This is a genomic window from Streptomyces sp. NBC_00078 (assembly GCF_026343335.1).
GTDB lineage: Bacteria > Actinomycetota > Actinomycetes > Streptomycetales > Streptomycetaceae > Streptomyces.
The window spans coordinates 5,747,750-5,765,377 of sequence record NZ_JAPELX010000001.1; the positions used below are offsets into that span (position 1 = coordinate 5,747,750).

A 17,628-nucleotide genomic window follows, 5' to 3' on the forward strand; every position below is an offset into this window, starting at 1 on the left:
GCGGTCTACTTCACGGAGTTGACGAACGAGGCCCAAGCCGAGCGGCTGACGACCAAGGCCGCGCCTTCCTTGTTCTTCGAGTCCCGGACAGGCACGGCCGACAGTCCGTCAACGACCTCGACGCAGGTGTTTCCGCCGTTGTCGCTGTAGGTGCTCTTGCGCCATGCCGCCTCGGGCAGGCTGTTTGCGCGGATCACGTGGTTTCCTTCATGACGTCGGCGATCAGGTCGATCGACGCTTGTACTGACAGGGCCTCGCCCATGAGCAGATCATAGGCCCGTTGCGCCGCTTTGAAGTCTGCCGGATCAGCCGAAAGCTGACCCCGCAGAAAGCCGTCCGCGTGGACCACAGGCAGCGCCCGAGTGCCCTTGACGCCTTCCTTGAAGGTGAGCGTGTGGAAGGCGCCAGCGACGGCAGCGTGGGCGCCGATACTGGAGGGCACGACTTGGATCACGATGGACGGCCGTTCGGACAGATCCATCAGACGCTGTAGCTGTTCACGCATCACCCTGGCGTCACCCACCCTCCGCCGCAACAAGGTTTCGTCCATGACGGCCCACAGCTCTGGAGGGCTCTCCCGTTCGAGGATGGTCTGTCGTTCCATGCGGGCGTCAAGCAAGGTGTCCACGTCGTTGGTTCGGCGGACGGTCAGGGTTGCCCGGGCGTAGTCCCTGGTCTGTAGTAGTCCGGGGACGAGCGTCGGCTCAAACGTGCGGATGACGGCGGCCTGTTTCTCCAGTTCCACGAGCGGCCTGAACCAGCTCGGATACGCGTAGAGGATGACGAGCGGCCACAGTCGAGTCAGGTGCCCGTCGGCGTCCAGGAACTCGTCGGCGCCCTTGGCGAAGTCCTTCGACGGAACCCGGACGGCGTTCTCGATCTTGTTGACCAGGGTTCTCGCGCAATGAGTGGCCTTGGCCAGGGCATCCTGGGACACCCCTTTCCTCTGGCGTAGCCGCTGTACCTCGGACCCGAAGAAAGTCAGCATCGAGCCCTGTTCCTTGAGGTCCTGTTCCTCGACCGTCATCCCCAACCTCCGTGTGACAGGGCACGTTGTCACGGTGACCAGCGAAGCTGTCACTGCGAAGCCCCTGTTGATGCTAGCGCCGGACGGCAACGATGCGACTGCGAAAGGTAATCGGCCGCGAGGCCGTAGGACAGAAACCCCCGCGACGCGGCGAACGTCCGGGGGCGTGGCCATCAACCATCAAGGGGTTGACGACATGACCCATACAACCAGCTTGCCCAGGACGTATCCCAGTCCGCCTGTTGAGCTGCCGCTGAGGCTCCATGGCGACCCGGAGCCTGACGTGGATTGCGATGTGTGCCAGGCGTTGGGCAGGCAGCGTTCGGAAGCGCGCGCACAGCGCGACATGTCCAAGGTCTCGGATCTCAACATCGAGATCCGCAACCACCCGCACCAGGGCATGGGGCGGTGCTCATGATTCCGATGGAGATCTACAAGAGCAGCAAGAAGGCCGCTTCCGACGCGCATGAGGCGTTGTTCCAGGCATTGCTGGCGATCGGGGTTCCGAGGCGGGATCTTGGCTGGCTGGCTCCGCGTGTGGCGCCGGACGGCCGTCCGATGGTGGCCATGGGAACGTGGAACGCCGACGTGGTGCAGAAGGTAGCGGCGCATCTGATGGCGTCACCTGCGCACGTCCAGTCGACGCCGGACGGCCATGTCGTGGCCGATCATGCCCGCGTGATGCGAGATGACTGATGCGTCAGTGCGCCGCGACGGCCGAAGTGCCCTTCACCGAGCTGCTGTTAGCCGTCCTCGCTGGACAGAAACGGATCTTTGGCGAGGACCTTGACGCCGCACTCGACACGGCCCGGTGCGAGCTCGGCCTGTGGCATGGAGACGAACACGCCGCCTTCGTGTGGGAGTGGGAGCACAAGCCGTCAGAAGCCCTGTGGGCATGCTGGACGCCGGACGGGGCGATGCGGTTCGAGTCGCTGAGGCACTGCGAGACCGAGGGCGGCTCGGACGGCGATGCGTGCACGCTCTACCGGGGCCACGCCCGCGAACACTCGTGGAACGTGGTTGACCCGGCGACAGAGGCGTTCCGCCGGAGGGTTCTTGCGGAGAACGCCGGGTTGCTCGCGTGGCTTGCCAGGAAGCGGGAGTAGTCGCCCTGGGCAGGGGTGGCCGGCGCACGGAGAGAAGTCGGGTCAGCACCCCTCGACGGGGGAAAGTGGCTGGCCAACGTGCGTGGTGGCCTCACGCGCGCACGGATCTTGGCCACGACGAGACTCGCATTCGCGCGTGAGGTTGCCACGCTGGGCGGGGTCCAGGGGTGCGCTATAGCGCCCCTGGTACCACCGCCCGCAACCATGTTCGTCACGGCGCTGTGTGCCTCGGTGAGCGGCGCTGGCGTCCCTCGTGAACTGGCGTGTGAGCGGGCGGAGTTGGGGCTCGCGATGGGGGGAGTGTGGGCCTCGCTCCTTGTGCGGCTCACCTCCCCGGTGAGCGGCAAGACAGACGGCAGAGCCCCCCGCCACGATTCGGCGGGGGGCTTCTCTGCTTGGTCGGGGCGGGCTGGTGGTGTCGGGCGGCTGGCCGTCCGGACGGGACCGGCCGAAGGCCGCACGCCCGGCCGAGGCGGCCAGAGCCGCCCGGCGCGGCCGAAGGCCGCGCCCTAGATCAAGTAAAGAGAAGTTACTCCGATCGGGATCGGCGGCGGGTGATGCGCTGGGCGGCTGGCTTCGTCGGCGTCACGGGATAGGTGAGCTGGCACGTGGCGGCGGGTGCCTTCAGCTCCTCGCACAACAGCGGGCGCTCCTGGTCGGCGTCGGCGGTGATGCGGTAGGTGATCAGGAGCGGGTTGGCGTCGCTGATTCCGAGTGCGGTGCGCTCGTCCGGATACGGGGTGCGGGCGGTGACGTGCTCGGTGAACGACAGAGTGACTCCGGCCTCGGCAAGCTGCCGGTACAGGTCGCTGACTTCGGCGTCGGGCTGCTCGGCGAGTGAGGGCACCTCGGCTGCGGTGGCCATCGGGATCAGGACACGGTGAGCCATCCGGGCTCCGGTCGCAGGGTCGTAGAGCATGCGGTCAACACTGATGGCGTCCTGGTCCTGCTGGCCCAACAGGAGTGCGGGCGGTCCGTCGAGTGTGGTCCTGCTGACGGCGGGCGCCTCCGTCTCCGTGACCTCCGGCAGGCGCCAACTCCCCTTCGTGGTGCGCTGGATGGATCGGTCCACGCTCGTTGAGGGCAGCACTGCGCCAGAGCCAAGCACGATGCTGCCCTTGCCCTGCCGGGACTCGGCCAGCCCCATGTGGCGCAGCTCGGCGACGGCGGCCCGTGCGGTGGCCTTGCCCACGCCGTACATCTCCACCATCTGAGCCTCGGACGGCAGGAGTTCGCCGGGCTGGTAGCGGCCGCGCCGGATGTCGTCGGCCACGCGCTGGGCTACCTGCATGTACATGGCTGGACGGCGTTCGATGTGCTCTCGGACTGCCATGGCTCGTGTCCTTCTGGTGGATGTCCGCGTTGCTGGTCAGCGGTCCGTGGTACCGGCGCGTGCGCACTCATGAGGATAAGTGGTTGCCCTCTCATACGCACACCCCTAGCCACTCATCCGAATAAGTGGTTGACCCTCCAGTGAGGGCCAGCGAGGATGATCACTCAACTTATCCGGATGAGTGGCTGGGTGGGTGGGGTCGTGACCGCTGTGCCTGTCCCTCGCGAAAGGGGGCCTCCCGTGTATCCGCTGTCGACCGAAGCGCGACGGTCAGTCCTTGATGCGGCTGAGCGGCTGCGCCTTCTCTCCCCTACCGAGCGTGACTTGATCCGGCTCGTCCATGAGCCGGGATTCCCGCGCTGGCTGGAGCAGATCAAATCCATTGGCGGGTGTGCTCACCCGATCTACCTCGCCGGGCACACCACGACCAGTGACGCCGTGACGGGTGAGGTGCTGCGGCACTACGACACCAGCGAGGAACCCGGTAGCCGGATGCCGGTGCGCTGCCGCAACCGCCGTGAGACGCGCTGTGCGCCGTGCTCCTACCTGCATGCGGGCGACACCTTCCAGCTGGTGCGCTCCGGCCTGTCGGGCGGCAAGGGGGTCACGGACGGCGTCCGGCGTCACCCCCGGCTCTTCGTCACCCTCACCGCTCCCTCGTTCGGCGCGGTGCACCGTGCGAGCGGCCCTGACGGGGCCTTCTGCCGCCCTCGACGGAGCGGCGGAGTCTGCGAACACGGGCGGCCCCTGGGCTGCGGTCAAAAGCACGAGGACACGGATTCCGTCGTGGGTCAGCCGCTGTGCCCAGACTGCTACGACTACGCCGGACACGTCCTATGGCACTCAAGTGCCGGCGCACTGTGGAACCGCTATTGCCACATGCTCAGGCGGCATTTGGCGACGGCCGCAGGAATCACCCAAACCCGCCTGGGTGAACACCTGAAAGTCTCCTTCGCTAAAGTCGCCGAATACCAGCGGCGGGGAGCCATCCACTTTCACGCGGTGATCCGGCTCGACGGGCCCGACGGCCCTTCCTCACCTCCGCCCCCCTGGGTGACAACCGACATGCTCTCCGACGCCGTAGGGTCGGCTGCCGCAAAGGTAGAGGTACACACGCTCTATTCCCCGGCGACCGGTGAACGGATCCTCAAGTGGGGCGAACAACTCGACGTACATGTGATCCGCAGCGACGCATTCACCGAATCCTCGACGGTAACCGACAGCGCCGTTGCGGCCTACGTCGCGAAATACGTCTCCAAGAGCGTCGGCGATGCGGGCGGAATCGACTACCGCATACAAGACTTCGACAGCATCCGTCTGGCCCCGGTGAACGCCCACCTGCGCGCCCTCATGACCGCCTGCTGGCGCCTGGGCGGCCTGCCCGAACTGGACGCGCTGAACCTGCGGGCCTGGGCTCACACACTCGGCTACCGGGGCCACGTGCTCACCAAGTCACGCCAGTACTCCACCACATACGGCGCACTACGCGCAGTCCGGGCCGACCACCAGGGCGGGGGCGGCCTGCTCGCCCTGGAGGAGCGCGACACCGTCACTGAGTCCGCCTGGCGCTATGTCGGCTCCGGGCACTCCCCGGCCGAGGCGGATTTCGCATACGGCATAGCCGAAGACCTGGCGACCCTACGCGAAATCAGAAGAGACATGATCGCCGAGGGGTGGAAATATGCCTCCTAGGGAAAGTGCGGGGCGGTTCCATGCCGGTCGTTTTCGGGGTCATCGTCCTGAAGGTCTCAGACGTTGGCGAATTACGAGCGCGCATCTCGGTGTCATTGAGCGGCTTGAGGGTATATTTGGTGGAGAAGTCGGAGAAAGCAAGGGTGCGGATTCATGTTCAATGGAGCTGCTAACGGCCGCCGAGCGTATCGAAATAATTATTGAAGATGTGGAGTCGCTCAACACGGAAATGCTGATGTGGGGTCGCTCTGGCGTACTCCATCATTGTGATGGTGTGCGCTTTTTGTCGCCGCGCGAGAAGGTGGGGGATTTCTGCGGATGCCCTGCGCCCCTGGACGAGCGAAGGAGTCATGCAAATGCGGGAACCGGTCCGCAGCCCAGTACGGAAATACGTTTTCGCGTCGCGCAACTTCCCGACTTGGGCGAGTTCGGATTTCGGTCGAGTTCCTGGGAATTCATGGAGTCCGCCGATGTTGTCAAGGCCGGTATTCCCCTGGGAAGTGTGAAAACTCTCTGTGAACTCTCGCTGGAGCCTGTTGAGTTCAAGATGCGCAGTGGCCAGGTTGTCGCGGGTGTTGCGCCTTCCATCAGAGCGGTGGCTGCTGATGTGGGCAACGTCGCTGAGCGTCGCCTCTCCTCGATGCCGGTGGCGCGCGCCAAGTAGCCCGAACGTATTCGCCAACTGCGGTCAGATCGGTATCCAGCCCCGTCCGGGATCCATCCGGGCGGGGCTCGTTTGTGTCCCTACTCCTCAGAGCGACGGGACGCTCGAACGCCCCGGAAGCCAATGACGCCGATGGCGGTGCCCAGAAGGAAGGACACGACAGCAAGAGTGAGGTGCACCCACAGGTAAGCCGTAGGCTCGCCGTCATCAAAGGCAAGTCCGCTGGCATCCTTGAACAGGTTGTTGACGAAGGTTACCCAGATCACCCACGACCAGACGCCGAACGCTGCGAGGAACCAGGAGACAGGGCGGGTGAGCTTCATGGGTTGTCCTTCGGGCGGTGAGGTTCGTGCCCTGTCAGTATGTGACCTGCGTCGCTGCGGACGTTGGCCGGGGTTGTACTGGGTACTTGCGTATGGATCACTTTCGTCAAGAACCTGGTCAAGGACGGCAGCGGCCTCGCGTTCGACGGCGGCCACCCGACGGCGTACTTCTGGGTGCACCTGACGCTCGCTGTCGTCTCGTTCGTATTGGGGACGGTCATCGGCGGCATCGGGTTGCGCGGACTGCGCGCTTTGCGCCAGACGCAGTAACCGACAAAGCCGAACAGAACGACAGAACCCGTACGGGGGGGCACAGCACGGTGGTCATCGTCTTCGGAGTGCTGGCCCTGGGCGTTCTCGTCGCGGGCAACTGGTACCTGTGGCGTCGTCTGTTCCGCGACACCACCCAGGGGCCGGGCCCCGCCCGTCGAACGGGTGCCGCGGTGATCGCGGGCGGCTGGCTGCTCGCTGTCGGAGCCGTCGTCACCGAGCGCGCGGGCGCGCCCTTCTGGCTCCAGCAGGTCCTGGCCTGGCCGGGCTTCCTGTGGCTCGCGCTGTCGGTCTACCTGCTGCTGGGCGTGGTGGCGGGTGAGGTCGTACGGCCGGTGCTGCGCCGCCTGCCGGCGCGGCGGGCGCGCGCCACACCGGCCGCACCGCAGGCGCAACCGGTGCCCGCGGACCGCGTGCCCCCGAAGGCGCCGGAGTCCGGGCAGACGGCCGGGAACGGGCCGGAGAGCGCGCGGACGGCTGGGACCGTGCGGGAGCCCGCGCAGACGGCCGAGTCCGGGCCGCAGTCCGCCCCGGAGCCCTCGCGTCGCCTCTTCGTCTCCCGGGTCGTCGCGGGGGCCGCCGCCGCTGCCGCCGTGGGGACGGTCGGCTATGGCACGTACGGCGTCCTGCGCGGCCCGAGGGTGAAGCGCGTCACCGTGCCGCTGGCCAAGCTCCCGCGCGCGGCGCACGGTTACCGCATCGCGGTGGTCAGCGACATCCACCTGGGCCCGATCCTCGGCCGGGATTTCGCGCAGAAGGTCGTCGACACGATCAACTCCACCCAGCCGGACATCGTCGCGGTCGTCGGTGACCTGGTGGACGGCAGCGTGAAGGACCTGGGCCCGGCGGCGGCACCGCTGTCGCGGTTGAAGGCGCCCTCCTACTTCGTCACCGGCAACCACGAGTACTTCTCCGGCGCTGAGCAGTGGGTCGAGGAGGTACGGCGGCTGGGGCTGCTTCCCCTGGAGAACGCCCGTACCGAGCTGCCGTGGTTCGACCTCGCCGGCGTCAACGACATCGCGGGCGAGAGCGAGGGCCAGGGCCCCGACTTCACCAAGGCGCTCGGCGGCCGGGACACGGCACGCGCGTGCGTGCTCCTCGCCCACCAGCCCGTCCAGATCCACGACGCCGTCAGGCACGGCGTCGACCTCCAGCTCTCCGGCCACACCCACGGCGGCCAGCTCTGGCCCGGAAACTTCGTCGCGGCGGCCGCGAATCCGACCGTCGCGGGCCTGGAGCGCTACGGCGACACGCAGTTGTACGTCAGCCGGGGCGCGGGCGCCTGGGGACCGCCCACGCGCGTGGGGGCGCCGTCGGACATCACAGTGATCGAACTGGCCTCGAAGCAGGCGTGACCGTATTCGTGCCCTCGGCTGAAACGGTTCGCGGCGGACTCTGTGAGAGCGATGTGAAATCTGCCGGAAACCCCTTGCGGTAACTTCTGTCTCAAGAGAACGGATCCCTCTTCCCCCAGCTGAAACTCCTGTGATTAGGTGAGCCGCGCCACTAGGGGAGTGGCACGTGGGGGCGGGGCCCATGGGGCCCGGGGAGGGCAACCGATGCGTTCGGTTCGCATGCGGATTCTCGCTGCGCTGCTCGTGCTGGCGGGCGTGGGAGTGGGCGGCTGGGAACTGCTGCCGTCGCAGGAGGACACCGGAAAGACCATCCGGGTCGGCACGACGGACGAGGTCACGGCGCTCGATCCGGCCGGCGCCTACGACGCGGGCTCCTGGGCGTTGTTCAGCAACGTGTTCCAGTCGCTGCTGACCTTCGAGCCGGGCGGCACCTCGCCGGTGCTCGACGCGGCCGAGAGCTGCGGCTTCAGGGGCAGTCAACTGACCACGTACAGCTGCAGGTTGAGGCCGGGGCTCACCTTCCCCGGCGGTCGCACGATGACCGCCGAGGACGTCAGGTTCTCCTTCGACCGGGTCAAGGCGATCAAGTCGGACGTCGGCCCGTCCTCCCTGTTCAGCACGCTCCGCTCGGTGAGCGCGAACGGCCTGACCGTCACCTTCCACCTGTCTTCGCCCGACGCCACCTTCCCGTTCAAGGTGGCCACCGGGGCCGGCTCGATCGTCGACAGCACCAAGTACCCGAAGGACGGCCTGCGCACCGACGTCGGGGTGGACGGCACCGGACCGTACGGGCTGACGGCGTACGCGAAGGGCAAGAAGGCCGTTCTCACGCCGAACGAGCACTACAAGGGCGCCCTCAAGGACACCGGCCGGCCTGTCGAACTGCTCTACTACGTCGACGCGGACGCCCTCGGCAAGGCCTGGGACGCGAAGCGGATCGACGTCGCCACCCGCCGGCTGCCGCCCAGGGTCCTGGCCGGGCTCTCGGCGAGCGACCCCGGCCGGCGTCTGTCCGAGTCCGACAGCTCCGAGACCCGCAACCTCTACCTCAACACCCGCGCGAACTCGCCCCTGCACGACGTCAGAGTCCGCCAGGCCATGGCCTGGCTGGTCAACCGCGAGAAGCTGGCCGCCACGGTGTACGAGGGGACCGTCGCCCCGCTGTACTCGCTGATCCCGACGGGCATCACCGGCCACACCACGTCGTTCTTCGACGCCTACCCCAGGCAGGACGTGAAGAGGGCGAAGGCCCTGCTCGCCGAGGCCGGTGTGACGGCGCCCGTCCGCTTCACCTACGGCTACGCCAAGAACCGCGGTTCCTCCGAGGAGGAGGCCACGGCACTCAAGAAGCAGCTGGAGGCCGGCGGGCTGTTCAAGGTGACTCTCAAGGGCTACGAGTGGACCGCCTTCCAGGAGCGCTGGGCCTCCGGAAAGCTGGACGCCTACGCCGTCGGCTGGGTCGCCGACTACCCGGACGCGGACACCTTCGGTGCCCCGCTCGTCGGCACCGGCTCCACCATGAACACCGGTTACAGCGACAAGGGCGTCGACCGGCTGATCCAGTTGAGCCGGCAGTACGCCGACCGTGAGGACGCCGCCCCGGACTTCAGCACGCTGCAGCGCGACGCCGCCCGCGATGTGCCGGTGATCCCGCTGTGGCAGGGCAAGGAGTACGTCCTCACCAGCGAGGACGTCGGAGGTGGCCAGTACCTCGACGACGGCACCGGAGTGTTCCGGCTCTGGAGCCTCAACTGGATCTGACGCGAACTCGCGGCATCGACATCCGCCCGAGTGACGCCGAAGCTCACTCCACGCAGGACGATGTGACGGAGGTGTGTGTGGGGTAGGGGTAAACGTGTTGAGACGCAACTCCTTCCGGCTGCCCCGGCATCCGGCTTCCGTCGGTCTGGCCCGGCGCCGGGTCCGGGACCATCTGTCCGACTGGGGACACCGGCCGGACGATCCCGCGCTGGCGGACGCGGTGCTGCTGGTGTCCGAGCCGGCGACCAACGTCGTACGCCACGGTCCGCTGGTGGAGCGGGAGTTCGAGGTGGCCGTGACGGCGCTCGCGGACGGCTCCTGTCTCATAGAGGTGTCGGACGAGGGCCGGTCGGAGCCCCGGCTGCGGCTGGTCCGCGAGGGGAGGAGACCGGCCGCGGTCTGCACCTGGTGGAGCATGTCGCGGCGGCCTGGGGAGTGTGGAGCAGAGGACACCACGGTAAGACCGTGTGGGCGCTCGTCATCGCCAACACCTGAGGTACGCAAGGGGAGTTACGGGGAGAGCGCCGACCCTGCTGCGGGCCGGGCCGGCAGTGTGACCGTCACCGCGAGACCGTCGCCCGGCGAGGTGCGCACCGCCACCTCCCCGCCGTGCGCCTGCACCACGCCCTGCACGATCGCCAGACCCAGCCCACTGCCCGCGCCCCCGCCGGCCCGGAAGAAGCGGTCGAAGATCCGCGCCGCGTCCTCACCGCGGAGCCCCGGACCCTCGTCCGCGACGCATACCCGGACGACACCGTTCTCCCGCTCCACGTCCAGCCGCACCGGCGCGTCCACGGGCGTGTGCGTGCGGACGTTGCCCACCAGGTTGCCCAGCACCTGTCTGAGCCCCGACTCGTCGGCGTACACCAGCAGGGCGCCGTCGGCGTCCACCAGGATCGGCCGCTCCGGCTGCTGCGCCCGCAGGTCCTCGGCCGCGTCCCGTACCAGGCGGCTCAGGTCGACGTTCCTGAAGCGCAGTTCGGGCTGCTGGTCGAGCCGGGCCAGGGTGAGCAGCTCGTCCACCAGCCGCCCCATCCGGTCCGTCTCCGCCAGCACCCGCGCCCAGGCGCGCTTGCGCTCGTCGGGATCGCTGAGCATGCCCCTGTCGTACAGCTGGAGATAGCCGCGTATCGCCGACAGCGGGGTGCGCAGCTCGTGCGAGGCGTCGGCGACGAAGCGGCGCAGCTGGGCCGCGCTGTGCTCGCGCGTGCGGTACGCCGACTCGACCTGGTGGAGCATGGAGTTGAGGGCGAGGCGCAGCTGCTCGACCTCCTGCGTCGGATGGGTGCTGGAGGGAATCCGCTGGGTCAGGTCGCCCTCGGCGATCGCCGACGACGTCTCCACCATGTCCTCAAGCGGCAGCATCCGGCGGCGCACACTGAACAGCGTCAGACAGGCCAGCAGCGCCAGCAGCAGTCCGCCGACGGCGAAATCGAGCCGGAGGGCCTTGCTCATGCCCGCGTGCAGGGCCTCGGTCGAGGTGGCCATGAGGACGTACTCGCCGTCGGACAGACGCACGGCGGTGACCCGGTACGAGTCGCCGTGCACCGTCACGTCGTGCGGATCGGAGTCCCGGGCGAGCGCCTTGGCGTCGTGGACCGAGTGGGCCAGGCCGAGCTGCGCCTCGGTGGGCCTGACGCCCAGAAGACCGACGGCAGCCCCGTGGCGGTCGACGGCGGTGTAGATCGAGCCCGGTGACGACCGCTCCTTGTTCGTGCCGTCCGGGACCAGCCGGTCGCGGACGAATGCCAGGGCGCTCAGCGAGTCGATCTGCCGGATCGTGAGCTGCGACTGACCCAGCGAGTCACGCATCCGGGTCAGCTGGGTGTCGACCTGCCCGAGCAGGTAGTACCGCATGCCCATGAGGCTGACGGCGGTGGTCGCCGCGATGCCGAGGGCGAGCAGGGCGACGTTCGCCAGGGTCAGCTTGGCGCGCAGGGAGTGCACGCCACGCTTGCAGCGGATGCGTGGGGTCCTCATGCCAGCCCGTATCCCACACCGCGCCGCGTGGTGATCATCGGTGGCCCCAGGGCGTCCAGCTTGCGGCGCAGATAGCTGATGTACGTCTCGACCACGGTCGACTCGGGCGGCGTGTGCTCGTACTGCCAGACGTGGCGCAGGAGTTGCTCCTTGGGCACGATCCGGCCGCCGTTGCGCACCAGGAAACGCAGCAGGGCGTACTCGGTGGGGGTGAGTTCGACGCTGCGGCCCGCGCGGTGGACGCTGTACGTCGTCTCGTCCAGCTCCAGGTCGCCGTACCTCAGGGGTGGCCGCTGCGGCAGGACGTCGGCCGTGCGGGTGCGCCGCAGGACCGCGGTGACGCGGGCGACGACCTCGTCGATGTTGAACGGCTTGGTGATGTAGTCGTCGCCGAAGCCGAGCGCGCCGACCACCTCCGCGGGCGAGTCGCGGGCGGTGAGGAACACCAGCGCCAGGTCGGGCCGCTTCGCGCGCAGCTCGCGGCCCAGGGCCCGCCCGTCCCCGTCCGGGAGCATGACGTCGAGCAGCGCCGCGTCCGGCCGGGTGCGCTCGGCCAGCGCCAGGGCCTCGCGGACGGTGCCCGCGATCATCACCTCGAACCGGTGGTAGCGCAGGGCGATGGCGAGGACGTCCGCGATGCTCGGTTCGTCCTCCACCACCAGCACGGTGCCTGGAGCCGTCGTCATGCCCCCAGTATCGGGCGGCCCACTGACAGTCGGGCCGGATCGGTCTTTGGAGTTCCTTGAGAGTCATGGGCGCCCCGTGTCCACGCGTGCGTGCCGCCGCCAATCCTGTTGCCCAGGACCTGGGGGACCAACCGACGAACCACAAAGGAGCGTTGAACGTGGCGGCATTGGCACGGTGGTGCTATCGGCACCGGCTGGTGGTCCTGTTGCTGTGGGTGGGGGCGTTGTTCGGGCTGGGCTTCTCGGCCTCCGCGGCGGGCACGAACTACGCGAACGTGTTCTCCCTCCCCGACACGGACTCCAAGAGCGCGTACGACCTGATGGAGAAGGCCTTCCCGAACACCTCGGGCGACACCGACACGGTGGTGTGGAAGGTCGACGGCGGCTCGGTGAGGGACCGGGCGGTGAAGGACCGGATCCAGCCGGCCCTGGACAGAATCGCGAAGATGTCCGGTGTCGGTGAGGTGACCAGCCCCTACGCCGGAGCCCGGGGCGCGGCCCAGATCAGCGGCGACGGCAGGATCGCGTACGCCCAGCTGACCTTCACCCAACGCGCGAACGAGGTGCCCAAGGACCTCGTCCAGAACGTCATCGACACCGCGCAGGGCGCCGAACGCGGCGGACTGCAGGTCGAGGCGGGCGGGCAGGCCATCCAGCGGGTCCAGGAGCCGCCGCAGGGCCTGTCGGAGATGGTCGGCATCGTCGCGGCGGCCGTCGTGCTGTTCCTCGCCTTCGGCTCGCTCTTCGCGATGCTGCTGCCGATCGCCATCGCCGTCTTCGGCGTCGGCATGGGCCTCTTCTCCACCCAACTCCTCAGCCACGCCACCGACATCCCCGACATAGCCCCGCTGCTCGCCTCCCTGATCGGCCTCGGCGTCGGCATCGACTACGCCCTGTTCATCGTCACCCGGCACCGGCGCGGCATCCAACGCGGCATGGCCCCCGAGGAGGCGGCCGTCACGGCGCTCAACACCTCGGGTCGGGCGGTGCTGTTCGCGGGTGGCACGGTGTGCATCGCACTCGCCGGCATGCTCGTGACGCGACTGCACTTCCTGGACGGCGTGGTCATCGGCACCTCGGTCACGGTCGTGCTGAGCGTGCTGGCGGCCACCACCCTGCTCCCGGCCCTGCTCGGCCTCCTCGGCCCACGCGTCCTCAGCCGCCGCCAACGCCGCCGGCTCGCGGCCAGCGGTCCCGAGCCGGAGACGGTGAGCGGTCTGGCGGCACGCTGGTCGTCGAATGTGCACAAGCGCCCCCGCAGGATCGCCGCCCTCGCCCTGGTCGTGATGGCCGTCCTCGCCATCCCCGTGCTGTCACTCCGCCTCGGCGCCACCGACCAGGGCAACGACGACGCGTCGACGACCACCAGGAAGGCTTACGACCTGCTGGCCGAGGGCTTCGGGCCCGGCTTCAACGGCCCGCTCCAGGTGGTCTCCGAGAGCGGCGACACCGCCACCCTCGTCAAGGGCATCCAGTCGACACCGGGGGTCGCCCGGGTCGCCGCACTGCCGCCCGCGAAGGGCGTGACGGTCATCCAGGTCGTGCCGAAGACGTCACCGCAGTCCAAGGAGACGGACGACCTGATCGACACGCTGCGGGACGACGTGATCCCGCAGGCCGGTGCGCAGGCGCACGTGGGCGGCGTGACAGCCGTCTCGAAGGACTTCGCGTCGGTCACGGGCGACCGCCTGCCCCTGTTCGTCGCGACGATCATCGGCCTCGGGTTCCTGCTCCTGCTGGTCGCCTTCCGCTCCCTGGTGGTCCCGCTGACGGCGGCCCTGATGAACCTGATCGCCGCGGCCGCCTCCTTCGGCGTCCTCGTCGCGGTCTTCCAGTGGGGCTGGGGCCTGGACCTGCTCGGCCTCGGCAAGGAGGGCCCGATCAACGCCTTCCTGCCGGTCATCATGCTGTCGTTGCTGTTCGGGCTGTCGATGGACTACCAGGTGTTCCTGGTGAGCCGGATGCACGAGGAGTGGGTGCACACGCGGGACAACGCGCGCGCGGTGCGCGTCGGCCTCGCGGAGACCAGCCGGGTCATCAACTCCGCGGCCCTGATCATGGTCTGCGTGTTCCTGGCGTTCGTCCTGAGCGGCGACTCGGGGGCGGCGACTGCGGGCGTGGGTTTGGCCGCCGCCGTGGCCCTGGACGCGTTCATCCTCCGTACGGCTCTGGTGCCGGCCGCGATGCATCTGCTCGGCGACTCCAACTGGTGGCTGCCGGCGTGGCTGGAGAAGCGGCTGCCGCACCTGGCGGTCGAGCCGAAGGAGGACGCGGAGGCATCGTCGTCGGCCGCGGAGGGCCCTGCCTCGGTGGTCCACGGCTTCATCCGCACCGCCGACGGTGAGCCGGTGGACGGCGCCTCGGTGACGCTGCTGTCGAAGGGCGGACGCCAGCTGGACCGGGTGACGTCGCTGGCGGACGGCTCGTACATCGTGTCGGTGCCGGCTCCGGGGACGTATCTGCTGGCGACGACCGCGACGTCCTACGGCTCCCGCGCGGCACACGTCGTGGTGGCGGACGGACCGCAGGTGTACGACGTGGAGCTGGCGGAAGGGGAGGTGGACGCGGTCAATTAGCCTTCTGCCGCGCGGCCTTGAGGATCCGGTCGACGTCGAGGGTCACCTCGGCGCCGATCGACGCGGGCAGTGTGACGGTCTCGCCGGGAGAGTACGGGCGGTGGTTCTCGTAGTCGTCCCCGGCGGGGCCGGTGAGGACGTGGAGGCGTTGGTGCTTGCGGTCGGCGATGACGTAGACCGGGATCTTGCCGCTCGCGTACGCCTTGACCTTGTCGCGCAGGTCGGTGCGGTAGTTGCTGGAGGTCACCTCCAGGACCAGGCGGAAACAGACGGGGTCGTAGCAGTTGTTCTCGGCGAGGTGGTCCTGGTAATCGGCGTCGACCAGGGAGAGATCGGGGATGCAGTAGTCCTCGGTGCCGGTCGGCAGCCAGAGGCCCAGGCCCTGGATCAGCCTCGACTCCACTCCGTGCAGACCCGCGCTCGCGAAAAGCAGCAGGAGGTCGGTCAGGACATCGCCATGAGGGCCGTCCGGGGGCGGGGTCACGAGGATCTGGCCTCCGATGATCTCGACGCGGTAACCCGGAAGCCGCTCCATGAGCCGGTTCGCCTCCGCGATCAGCGGACGGTCGCCGTGGGGCCGCTCGACGGATGCTGCGGACATCGCGTGCCTCCTGTGGGCTGGTGTCGAGAGCATCATCGTAGGCAGGCGGAGGACCAGGTGTCCCGTTCGAACCGCTTCACCCGAAAGTGATCACTCGCCGTGCTTCTCCCTGCCGCCCGGATCCGGCAACACCCTGGTCATCCCAGGCAGGAAGTCCGTGAACAGCTCGTGCACCTCGCGCACCAGCGGCCGCAGCACCCGGAACCGGGCCAGCGACACACCGCGAGCCGTCAGCCGGGCCCCCCGCTCGGCCAGCCGGTAGCTGCGCTCCCGCCCGTCCGTCCGGTCGAAGATCCAGTACAGCACCAGCCCCATCTGGGCGAGCCACATCAACTCGGGCAGGACATCCCGGAGTTCGTCCGGAACCTTGGTCTTCGTCGCCCCCGCCAGCACCTCGCGGTGGACGGAGATCGCCTCCATGCGCGCGTGCTCCGACTCGGGGGAGAAGGGGCTGAGCGGGCTGTCCGGATCGGCGGCGTTCTTGAAGAACTGCACCGCGAACTCGTGGTACGGCGTCGCGATGTCCAACCACGCCTTCAGGACGCCCGCGAGCCGCGCCTCCAGATCGGTCTCCCGGTCCAGGACCTCCCGGATAGCCACCCGGTGCTCGGCGGCGAGCCGGTCGTAGAAGCCCTGGATCAGGTGTTCCTTGCCGGCGAAGTAGTAGTACGCGTTGCCGACGGAGACCCCGGCCTCCTGGGCGATGGCCCGCATCGTCGTCTTCTCGTAGCCCCGCTCCTGGAACAGCCGCATCGCGGTCTCCAGGATCAGCGCACGGGTCTGCTCGGACTTGGTCGGGTTGCCGCCCCCGTCGGGGCCGTCGTTCTTCGCAGGCACGGAAGGAGAGCCTACGGGGTGACGCAGGAGCTGCCGTCACAGCCGGGTGCGCTGTACGTCCAGCCCTGCCTCGGGTCGTAGGCCCACCCGTCCGCACTGCGGTACACCTGCCTGCCCCGCTGCGCGCCCCGCCACTTCGCCGCAGCCAGCACCGCCCCTTTGGCGAGCTTCGCCCTCGCCGGTGTGCTGAGCCGGTGGGCGAGCGGCCGGTGTTCGCGCAGCGCCCACAGGGTGACGATCCAGGCGGCGGCGGAGCGGTAGACCTGACCCGCGTCGCCGACGACGGTGATGTCGTCGAGGGTGGCGCGGTGGTCGAGCGTCGGAAAGCGGCGCCGGGCCTGCTCCGATCCGGCGGGCAGGAGCTCCAACGGCACGAGTTGGGGCTGTCGTACGAGCCAGTCGCGCAGGAAGGTGCACAGCGAGCACTCGGCGTCGTACAGGAGGGTGAGCCGGCGGACCGGGGCCCGGTCCGCCGTGGGGGTGCTCATGTCCCTCACGCCCCGACCCAGTCCTGCGGCGCGACCGGGGGCACCTGCTCCCGCTCCATCAGCCCACGTCGCCGGATCCGGTTGAGGACGTACACGTTGCCCAGGTGCATCACGCCGAGCACCAGCAGCACCACGCCGAGCTTGGTCGACAGGGCCTCGAAGATCTGGCGGGTGTCCTCGATGGTCTCGTCGCCGCTCAGGTAGAGGGCGACGAAGCCGAGGTTCACGAGGTAGAAGCCGACCACCAGGAGGTGGTTGACGGCCTCGGCGAGCTTCTCGTTCCCCTGCAGCACGTCGGCGAGGAAGATCCGCCCGTTGCGGCTGAGCGTGCGGGCCACCCAGATGGTCAGCGCGATGCTGACCAGCAGGTATATGACGTAGGCGACGACCGTGCGGTCCATGCCCCACCTCTTCTTGAACGCGTTCAAAACGCTGACAGGGATGACTGTAGACCTGTTTTTGAACGCGTCCAAGCTGGAGAGGGCCTCGATGGCGTCAGGGGCGGCGGCCCAGCTCCGGGCGCTTGCTGTAGTCGGTGAATCCGATGACGTTCCCCCATGGGTCGGCGATCTCGACGGTCCAGCCGGTGGCCACGGAGAAGGGCTCGTCCAGGGGTGCGATGCCCACCGCGGCGAGCGCGCGGGCCGCCGCCCGCGCGTCGGCCACCTCGACCCACAGGCGCGGTGAGGGCCACGGCGGTGGCCGATGCCCCAGCCCCTCCTCCTGGCGCAGCAGGATCCCGGGCGTCTCGCCCCCGACCTTCAGCAGCGCGATCCCGGCCTCGTCGAACCGAAAGCCCACCGCGAACCCGGCGCGCTCGAAGAAGTCGACCGCCGTGCCGAGGTCCCCGACGGGCAGCAGGACGTTGTCGAATCCGAGCAGTTCGTACGACTGGTCATCTGACATACCGTCAGAATAGGTGGGAAGGC

The 17,628-nt window shown here is 68.6% G+C and carries 19 protein-coding genes and 1 pseudogene; 9 read left to right on the forward strand and 11 right to left on the reverse strand.

Going from position 1 to position 17,628, the window contains the following annotated elements:
• Positions 1 to 5: 5 nt before the first annotated feature.
• Both OOK07_RS27040 and OOK07_RS27045 read right to left on the reverse strand, forming a co-directional pair.
• Positions 6 to 197, reverse strand: a complete 192-nt coding sequence (locus tag OOK07_RS27040; RefSeq protein ID WP_266799002.1) for a DUF397 domain-containing protein — start codon at positions 195 to 197, stop codon at positions 6 to 8.
• Positions 194 to 1,027 carry a helix-turn-helix domain-containing protein gene (locus OOK07_RS27045; protein WP_266799004.1) on the reverse strand — a complete coding sequence of 278 codons (834 nt, stop codon included), beginning with the start codon at positions 1,025 to 1,027 and terminating at the stop codon, positions 194 to 196. The genes OOK07_RS27040 and OOK07_RS27045 overlap by 4 nt, the downstream gene beginning before the upstream one ends.
• Positions 1,028 to 1,450: 423 nt before the next feature.
• Here OOK07_RS27045 and OOK07_RS27055 point away from each other — a divergent pair, with 423 nt between their 5' ends.
• Together OOK07_RS27055 and OOK07_RS27060 are read left to right on the forward strand one after the other, a co-directional pair.
• Positions 1,451 to 1,723: a hypothetical protein gene (locus OOK07_RS27055; protein ID WP_266799006.1), complete on the forward strand. Its 273-nt coding sequence runs from the start codon at positions 1,451 to 1,453 to the stop codon at positions 1,721 to 1,723.
• 26 nt (positions 1,724 to 1,749) lie between these two features.
• Positions 1,750 to 2,133, forward strand: a complete 384-nt coding sequence (locus OOK07_RS27060) for a hypothetical protein (RefSeq protein WP_266799008.1) — start codon at positions 1,750 to 1,752, stop codon at positions 2,131 to 2,133.
• A gap of 529 nt (positions 2,134 to 2,662) precedes the next feature.
• Here the strand turns inward: OOK07_RS27060 and OOK07_RS27065 are convergent.
• Complete coding sequence (locus OOK07_RS27065; RefSeq protein ID WP_266799009.1) at positions 2,663 to 3,466, reverse strand: GntR family transcriptional regulator; 804 nt, start codon at positions 3,464 to 3,466, stop codon at positions 2,663 to 2,665.
• A 240-nt stretch (positions 3,467 to 3,706) separates the two neighbouring features.
• Here OOK07_RS27065 and OOK07_RS27070 point away from each other — a divergent pair, with 240 nt between their 5' ends.
• Together OOK07_RS27070 and OOK07_RS27075 are read left to right on the forward strand one after the other, a co-directional pair.
• A complete protein-coding gene (locus OOK07_RS27070) occupies positions 3,707 to 5,158 on the forward strand; it encodes a replication initiator (protein WP_323182987.1) in 1,452 nt (483 codons plus the stop codon).
• Positions 5,148 to 5,822 carry a recombination directionality factor gene (locus OOK07_RS27075; protein WP_266799011.1) on the forward strand — a complete coding sequence of 225 codons (675 nt, stop codon included), beginning with the start codon at positions 5,148 to 5,150 and terminating at the stop codon, positions 5,820 to 5,822. Before OOK07_RS27070 ends, OOK07_RS27075 begins: the two co-directional genes overlap by 11 nt.
• Positions 5,823 to 5,902: 80 nt before the next feature.
• Here OOK07_RS27075 and OOK07_RS27080 read toward each other — a convergent pair whose 3' ends face one another.
• A complete protein-coding gene (locus tag OOK07_RS27080; RefSeq protein ID WP_266799013.1) occupies positions 5,903 to 6,145 on the reverse strand; it encodes an SCO4848 family membrane protein in 243 nt (80 codons plus the stop codon).
• Between the two features lie 63 nt (positions 6,146 to 6,208).
• Between OOK07_RS27080 and OOK07_RS27085 the strand changes: the two genes are divergently transcribed.
• From OOK07_RS27085 to OOK07_RS27100, 4 genes and pseudogenes are all read left to right on the forward strand, one after another.
• A complete protein-coding gene (locus OOK07_RS27085) occupies positions 6,209 to 6,415 on the forward strand; it encodes an SCO4848 family membrane protein (protein WP_323182988.1) in 207 nt (68 codons plus the stop codon).
• Positions 6,416 to 6,465: 50 nt separating this feature from the next.
• Entirely contained in the window at positions 6,466 to 7,770 is a 1,305-nt protein-coding gene (locus OOK07_RS27090; RefSeq protein WP_266799015.1) for a metallophosphoesterase, read from the forward strand.
• Between the two features lie 204 nt (positions 7,771 to 7,974).
• The gene (locus OOK07_RS27095; protein WP_266799017.1) at positions 7,975 to 9,531 is read left to right on the forward strand and encodes an ABC transporter substrate-binding protein; all 1,557 of its coding nucleotides are present in this window, start codon (positions 7,975 to 7,977) and stop codon (positions 9,529 to 9,531) included.
• Positions 9,532 to 9,625: 94 nt separating this feature from the next.
• Positions 9,626 to 10,026 (forward strand): annotated as a pseudogene (locus OOK07_RS27100) (ATP-binding protein).
• Positions 10,027 to 10,041: 15 nt separating this feature from the next.
• On the opposite strand, the gene OOK07_RS27105 reads toward OOK07_RS27100, so the two are convergent.
• Together OOK07_RS27105 and OOK07_RS27110 are read right to left on the reverse strand one after the other, a co-directional pair.
• Positions 10,042 to 11,511 carry a sensor histidine kinase gene (locus tag OOK07_RS27105; RefSeq protein WP_266799019.1) on the reverse strand — a complete coding sequence of 490 codons (1,470 nt, stop codon included), beginning with the start codon at positions 11,509 to 11,511 and terminating at the stop codon, positions 10,042 to 10,044.
• Positions 11,508 to 12,197 carry a response regulator transcription factor gene (locus OOK07_RS27110; RefSeq protein ID WP_266799021.1) on the reverse strand — a complete coding sequence of 230 codons (690 nt, stop codon included), beginning with the start codon at positions 12,195 to 12,197 and terminating at the stop codon, positions 11,508 to 11,510. The genes OOK07_RS27105 and OOK07_RS27110 overlap by 4 nt, the downstream gene beginning before the upstream one ends.
• A 167-nt stretch (positions 12,198 to 12,364) precedes the next feature.
• On the opposite strand from OOK07_RS27110, the gene OOK07_RS27115 reads away from it, so the two are divergent.
• On the forward strand, positions 12,365 to 14,773 hold the full coding sequence (locus OOK07_RS27115) for an MMPL family transporter (RefSeq protein ID WP_266802031.1): 2,409 nt from the start codon (positions 12,365 to 12,367) through the stop codon (positions 14,771 to 14,773).
• Here the strand turns inward: OOK07_RS27115 and OOK07_RS27120 are convergent.
• The 5 genes from OOK07_RS27120 to OOK07_RS27140 all read right to left on the reverse strand — a co-directional run bounded on the left by OOK07_RS27120 (position 14,766) and on the right by OOK07_RS27140 (position 17,605).
• Entirely contained in the window at positions 14,766 to 15,374 is a 609-nt protein-coding gene (locus OOK07_RS27120; protein ID WP_266799023.1) for a Uma2 family endonuclease, read from the reverse strand. The genes OOK07_RS27115 and OOK07_RS27120 overlap by 8 nt on opposite strands.
• 90 nt (positions 15,375 to 15,464) lie before the next feature.
• Complete coding sequence (locus tag OOK07_RS27125; protein ID WP_266799025.1) at positions 15,465 to 16,211, reverse strand: TetR/AcrR family transcriptional regulator; 747 nt, start codon at positions 16,209 to 16,211, stop codon at positions 15,465 to 15,467.
• An 11-nt stretch (positions 16,212 to 16,222) separates the two neighbouring features.
• A complete protein-coding gene (locus OOK07_RS27130) occupies positions 16,223 to 16,699 on the reverse strand; it encodes a thiol-disulfide oxidoreductase DCC family protein (RefSeq protein WP_266799027.1) in 477 nt (158 codons plus the stop codon).
• A 5-nt stretch (positions 16,700 to 16,704) separates the two neighbouring features.
• Positions 16,705 to 17,100, reverse strand: a complete 396-nt coding sequence (locus OOK07_RS27135; protein ID WP_266684064.1) for a hypothetical protein — start codon at positions 17,098 to 17,100, stop codon at positions 16,705 to 16,707.
• Between the two features lie 94 nt (positions 17,101 to 17,194).
• Positions 17,195 to 17,605 (reverse strand): VOC family protein, encoded by a 411-nt coding sequence (locus OOK07_RS27140; RefSeq protein ID WP_266684065.1) that lies wholly within the window; start codon positions 17,603 to 17,605, stop codon positions 17,195 to 17,197.
• Between the last annotated feature and the right edge of the window lie 23 nt (positions 17,606 to 17,628).

Excerpts from the sequence above, each read along its gene's own strand:
- OOK07_RS27045 (WP_266799004.1), bottom strand. The coding sequence starts at position 1,027 with ATGACGGTCGAGGAACAGGACCTCAAGGAACAGGGCTCGATGCTGACT.
- OOK07_RS27055 (WP_266799006.1), top strand. The coding sequence starts at position 1,451 with ATGGAGATCTACAAGAGCAGCAAGAAGGCCGCTTCCGACGCGCATGAG.
- OOK07_RS27065 (WP_266799009.1), bottom strand. The coding sequence starts at position 3,466 with ATGGCAGTCCGAGAGCACATCGAACGCCGTCCAGCCATGTACATGCAG.
- OOK07_RS27075 (WP_266799011.1), top strand. The coding sequence starts at position 5,148 with ATGCCTCCTAGGGAAAGTGCGGGGCGGTTCCATGCCGGTCGTTTTCGG.
- OOK07_RS27080 (WP_266799013.1), bottom strand. The coding sequence starts at position 6,145 with ATGAAGCTCACCCGCCCTGTCTCCTGGTTCCTCGCAGCGTTCGGCGTC.
- OOK07_RS27095 (WP_266799017.1), top strand. The coding sequence starts at position 7,975 with ATGCGTTCGGTTCGCATGCGGATTCTCGCTGCGCTGCTCGTGCTGGCG.
- OOK07_RS27105 (WP_266799019.1), bottom strand. The coding sequence starts at position 11,511 with ATGAGGACCCCACGCATCCGCTGCAAGCGTGGCGTGCACTCCCTGCGC.
- OOK07_RS27110 (WP_266799021.1), bottom strand. The coding sequence starts at position 12,197 with ATGACGACGGCTCCAGGCACCGTGCTGGTGGTGGAGGACGAACCGAGC.
- OOK07_RS27120 (WP_266799023.1), bottom strand. The coding sequence starts at position 15,374 with ATGTCCGCAGCATCCGTCGAGCGGCCCCACGGCGACCGTCCGCTGATC.
- OOK07_RS27130 (WP_266799027.1), bottom strand. The coding sequence starts at position 16,699 with ATGAGCACCCCCACGGCGGACCGGGCCCCGGTCCGCCGGCTCACCCTC.
- OOK07_RS27135 (WP_266684064.1), bottom strand. The coding sequence starts at position 17,100 with ATGGACCGCACGGTCGTCGCCTACGTCATATACCTGCTGGTCAGCATC.
- OOK07_RS27140 (WP_266684065.1), bottom strand. The coding sequence starts at position 17,605 with ATGTCAGATGACCAGTCGTACGAACTGCTCGGATTCGACAACGTCCTG.